The organism is Methyloceanibacter sp. (assembly GCF_050999895.1).
Classification (GTDB): domain Bacteria; phylum Pseudomonadota; class Alphaproteobacteria; order Rhizobiales; family Methyloligellaceae; genus Methyloceanibacter.
This window is the reverse complement of the sequence record NZ_JBPCOU010000098.1, coordinates 1-4,936: the sequence shown is the minus strand read 5'-3', so window position 1 is coordinate 4,936 and position 4,936 is coordinate 1. Positions and strand designations below refer to the sequence as shown.

5 protein-coding genes and 1 tRNA gene are annotated in these 4,936 nt (G+C 64.6%); all 6 read left to right on the top strand.

Going from position 1 to position 4,936, the window contains the following annotated elements:
* On the top strand, nt 1–170 hold a 170-nt coding region (locus ACR2J1_RS10970), incomplete at its 5' end, for a rod shape-determining protein (RefSeq protein WP_434019364.1).
* A gap of 87 nt (nt 171–257) precedes the next feature.
* Nucleotides 258–1,265, top strand: a complete 1,008-nt coding sequence (mreC, locus tag ACR2J1_RS10965) for a rod shape-determining protein MreC (protein ID WP_434019363.1) — start codon at nt 258–260, stop codon at nt 1,263–1,265.
* Nucleotides 1,262–1,768, top strand: coding sequence for a hypothetical protein (locus ACR2J1_RS10960; RefSeq protein ID WP_434019362.1), 507 nt, complete (start codon nt 1,262–1,264; stop codon nt 1,766–1,768). Before mreC ends, ACR2J1_RS10960 begins: the two co-directional genes overlap by 4 nt.
* Nucleotides 1,765–3,633, top strand: coding sequence for a penicillin-binding protein 2 (gene mrdA / locus ACR2J1_RS10955; RefSeq protein ID WP_434019361.1), 1,869 nt, complete (start codon nt 1,765–1,767; stop codon nt 3,631–3,633). The genes ACR2J1_RS10960 and mrdA overlap by 4 nt, the downstream gene beginning before the upstream one ends.
* Nucleotides 3,630–4,787 carry a rod shape-determining protein RodA gene (gene rodA, locus ACR2J1_RS10950; protein ID WP_434019360.1) on the top strand — a complete coding sequence of 386 codons (1,158 nt, stop codon included), beginning with the start codon at nt 3,630–3,632 and terminating at the stop codon, nt 4,785–4,787. The genes mrdA and rodA overlap by 4 nt, the downstream gene beginning before the upstream one ends.
* A gap of 70 nt (nt 4,788–4,857) precedes the next feature.
* Nucleotides 4,858–4,933 (top strand) — tRNA-Lys (locus tag ACR2J1_RS10945).
* Nucleotides 4,934–4,936: the final 3 nt, after the last annotated feature.

Genomic DNA, 4,936 nt, shown 5'->3' with positions numbered 1-4,936 from the left:
TCTACCTCACCGGCGGGGGAGCCTTGCTCAGTGGCCTCGATGTGAGGCTGGCTCAGGAAACTGGGGTGAGGTTCAAGATCGCCGAGGACCCGCTTCGCTGCGTCGCGCGGGGAACCGGCATGGCCCTGGAGCAGCTCGAGAGCATCGCCGACTTTTTGATCAAGCCATGAACGACACGGAACGATAACAAGGGTCGCGGAAAGAGCGACCGCGGGGAGGGGTGAGCGCCGGCGTGGGCTCGCTCTCAGACATACGCGATGCCGAGACAAAGTCCGATCTTCCGCAAGAAATCCAGTTCGTGGCGGCTGCCGGTCGAGCTTCTCACGTTTGGCCTGTATTTCCTCTGTGGCGTCCTCCTCATTCTGAGCCGCATCGGTCATGGCACGGTGGCGGACGCTCGCGACGAGCTTGCCGAACTCACTTCGCCGTTGTTCGCGGCCGCCTCGGTGCCCGTCATCGAGGCGCGTCATGCCGTCCGGCGGGTGCGGACCTATGCCGGCGGCCTTGGCGAGATCGATCGCCTCAAGCAGGAGAACGAGCGCTTACACGAGTGGGAGTGGCGCGCGAAGCTGCTTGAGCGCAAGGTCGAGCATTTGCGCAAATTGCTGAGCGCCGTCGACGAGCCGGCGCTGCATTTTACCACCGGCAACATCATCGCCGATGCGCGCGGTCCCTTCGTGCGCAGCGTCCTTGTCAATCTTGGCCGTGAGCAGGGCGTGCGGGCCGGCTATGCCGTGATTAATGGCGATGGCCTCGTGGGACGCACCATCGGCGCGGGCGCATCCGTGACCCGCGTCCTCCTTCTCAACGATCTCAACAGCCGCATTCCCGTTCTCGTTGGACCGGCCGGGGTGCGCGGCATCGTTTCCGGCGACAACAGCGGCGACCTCACCCTCGAATTTATTCCCGATGGCGCCGCACTTTACCTGGGCGACGAGGTTTATACGTCCGGCAGCGACGGCGTGTTGCCACGCGGCCTGCGTGTTGGCAGTGTCAGCGGAGGGGCGGGGAGCTTCAAGGTTCGTCCCCACGCGGACCTGAGCGCCCTCGACACCGTGAGCGTCCTCTTCTTCAACTCGCCGACTTTGGCGAGCGCCGGCCCGGCGTCCGCACCGAACGCCTGCGAGCTGCCGACGGTGGAAGGCCCGCCGATTCCACCGGCCGCCGGCAAGGTCAGCGCCGCCGAACCGGTCACTTCCTCCGGCGTCAAGAAGATAGGCGAAGTCACCGGCTCGACCGCGCCCGTGACTCGCGTCCGGCAATGAGCCAGGCGCTCCCAATTTTATCGGTACTTCTCGCCGTGCTGATCGCCGCTTTGCCTTGGGGACTTCCGGCCGATGCAACCTTCATCCTGCCTCTCATCGTGGTCATGATAGTGTTCTGCTGGCGGGTGATACCGGGTGCGAACCTGCCGCCGGTCGTCGCGATGCTGCTTGGACTTCTGCTCGATGTCACGTCAGGCGGACCGCTCGGCTTCTGGGCGCTGATGGCTCTGGTTGCGGGCACCGTCGGACACCTCGCGCGCGGCCTGTCCTCGAGATGGGATTGGAGCCCGCTCTGGCTCGTCTGGACCGGGCTCGCCTCTGCGCTCGCCGTTTTCGGCTGGCTGCTCGCCTCGCTCTATTATTTCCGCTGGGTGGACTGGTGGCCCATCGGTTTTGGCGCCCTCGTCTCCGCCGTACTCTTTCCGATAATCTGGCGCGGGCTGCTCAAGCTTTACGGCGACGCCTATCCGCGCGAGGACTTCAACCGCCGGGGCGTCGCGTGACGGAAGTGAAGCCCGAGTTCAGCCTGCGCGGGCGCTTCGCACGCCGCGCTCTCCTTCTTGGCGCAGGCCAGATTGGGCTGTTCGGCCTGCTCGGCTGGCGGCTGCGACAGTTGCAGATCCTGGACTCGTCCGAATACCGGCTTCTGTCCGACGAGAATCGGCTGAGCGTGCAGCTCGTGGCGCCCATTCGGGGTGCGATCTACGACCGCTTCGGCACACCCGTCGCGCAAAACCGCGAGAACCTGCGCGTCCTTGTGGTCCCCGGCTACAGCAAAAATCTGGCGGTGACGCTCGCTTCCTTGTCGCGCATCTTGCCGGTGTCGCAAGCCGACAAGGACCGTGTGCTGCGTCACGCACGGCGTCAAAGCGGCTATCTGCCCATTCTCGTCGCTGAGGATCTGAACTGGCGGCAATTTGCGCTTCTCAACGTCCTCGCGCCCGAGTTTCCCGGCTTGCAGACCGACAGCGGATCGATCCGCACCTACAGCCATGCAACGAGCATGGCCCACATCGTCGGCTATGTCGGCATGGCGGCGCAACGGGAGGTCAACGAGGATCCCATGATGCGGCTGCCTGGGTTCCGTACCGGCAAGGTCGGCGTAGAGAGGGGATTCGACCGGGCGCTGAGGGGCAGCGCAGGCAGCACCACCTATGAAGCGGACGCGCGAGGGCGCGTGGTGCGCAAGCTCGGCTCGACCCCTGGCACGCAAGGCAAGGATGTCGTGCTCAGCGTCGACCAGGGATTGCAGGAATTTGCGCTCAACCGCCTTGCCGAGTTTCGCCGCGCCTCCTTGGTGGCGATGGACTGCAATACGGGCGAAGTGCTCGCGATGGCCTCGACTCCCACCTATGATCCCAACGACATCACGTTCAAGCCAGATCCCAAGCGCTTCGCTGAACTTGCACGAGCCGATGACAATCCCTTCAACAATCTCGCCGTGCGCGGGCTCTATCCGCCCGGCTCCACCTTCAAGGTCGTCACGGCACTGGCCGGGCTCGAATCGGGCGTCATCACGGAGAAGGATCGCGTTGGCTGCCCTGGCGGCTACAGTCTCGGCCGGGCGTATTTCCGCTGCTGGAAGCCCGGCGGCCATGGCCGCATGGATGTCCACGACGCCATCAAGCAATCTTGCGACGTTTTCTTTTACGAGACGGCGCGCCGGATGGGCATCGACGCGCTCGCAGCAATGGGCCGCAAGCTCGGCCTGGAACGGATTTATCCTTGCGGTTTGGCGGGCCAGAAGAAGGGAGTCATGCCGACCGTCGCCTGGAAAAGGGCTAATCTCGGTCAGCCCTGGTATGGCGGCGAGACGGTGATCGCGGGCATCGGTCAGGGTTTCGTCCTGACGACCCCGTTGCAGCTCGCCGTGATGACGGGGCGCGTCGCGACGGGAAAGGCCGTCGTGCCACGTCTGACCGCGTCGGGCGCAAACGCAGCCAAGGTTGCGCCGGCACTCGACATCGAACCGCATCACCTCGATCTCGTGCGCGGCGGCATGATCGGCGTCGTGAACGAGCCGGGGGGAACGGCGGGCCGCGCTGCGTTAACGATCCCCGACATGCAGATGGCCGGCAAGACCGGAACCTCCCAAGTGGTGAGTTCCCGCGGCGGGCGGCGGCTGCAAGGCTGGGAGGGGGAGACCCACGCGCTCTTCATCGCCTATGCACCGATCGATGTCCCGCGCTACGCCGTGGCCTGCGTCGTGGAACATGGCGGTGGCGGCTCCCGCGTCGCATCGCCCGTCGTGCATGACGTGATGACGGTGCTTCTGCTGCGAGACCCCTCCGGCAAGCCCGCCTTCGTTGCGCGCAACGACGCACCCGGACGCCAGCCGGCGCTTGCCGAGGCCCGAGGCGCTCGATGAAGATGCTGTTCGCCGCGACGTTGGAGCAACAAGCTCCGGACATCCCCAAGAAGCTTGCGCTCCTGAACTGGCCATTCCTGTTTCTCCTCACCGCGATCACCTTGGTTGGCGTCGGGGCGCTCTATTCGGTCGCGGGCGGCGATCTCGAGCCTTGGGCGAGCCGCCATGTCGTGCGTTTTTGCATCGGCCTTGCGCTGCTTTTTGCCATCGCGCTCATCGACATGAATTGGTGGGTCCGCACGGCCTATCCGCTTTATGCGATCGCGCTTCTTCTGATGGTCGCTGTGCCGTTTGTCGGTGTCGAAAGTGGCGGCGCGCGACGCTGGCTCGGTTACGGCGACGCAAGCTTTCAGCCCTCGGAGCTGATGAAGGTGGCGCTCGTATTGGCCTTGGCGCGCTATTATCAATGGCTCGCGCCGCGCAAAGTCTCCCGGCCGCATTGGATCATTCCGCCCGTGCTCATGGTCGGCGCGCCGATCCTGCTCGCGCTCGAACAGCCCGATCTCGGCACCGCGGCTTTGTTGGGAATGATCGGCGCCGGCATGCTCTTTCTCGCCGGCGTCAACTGGTTGTATTTCCTTGCCGCGGTCGCCGGTGCGGTCATGGCGCTGCCCCATGTCTGGGAGCGGCTGCACGACTATCAGCAGGAAAGGGTGCTCACCTTCTTCGATCCGGAGCGCGATCCGCTCGGGTCCGGCTATCACATCCTTCAGTCGAAGATCGCCATCGGCTCGGGCGGCGTCGCCGGCAAAGGCTTCATGCAAGGCACGCAAGCCCAGCTCAATTTTCTGCCCGAGAAACACACCGACTTCATCTTCACGATGTTCTCGGAGGAGATGGGCTTTTTCGGCGCCATCGCGCTGCTGACGCTTTACCTCCTCGTGCTGCTGTTCATTGCCTATATGGCCTTGCGCTGCCGCGGCACGTTTGCGCGGCTCGTGGCTGCCGGCGTCGGGCTTTGCCTCTTCGCCTATGTCTTCATCAACGTGGCGATGGTGACGGGCTTGCTGCCGGTGGTCGGCGTTCCGCTGCCGCTGGTCTCATACGGAGGCACCGCGATGCTGACCATGATGGTGGGGTTTGGCTTTGTGCTCAACGCGCACCTCAACCGCATTGTCCGCCTCGACCGCAAGGAGATCGGGGCCATCTGGTGATGGACTGGACAGGGCGCGCGAAGCGGTGATAGAGGGAACGATCTTGGGCGGCCCTAGGGCGTGCCTGGCAGGGCGCATAGCTCAGGTGGTAGAGCAGCTGACTCTTAATCAGCGGGTCGTAGGTTCGAGTCCTACTGCGCCCACCAATC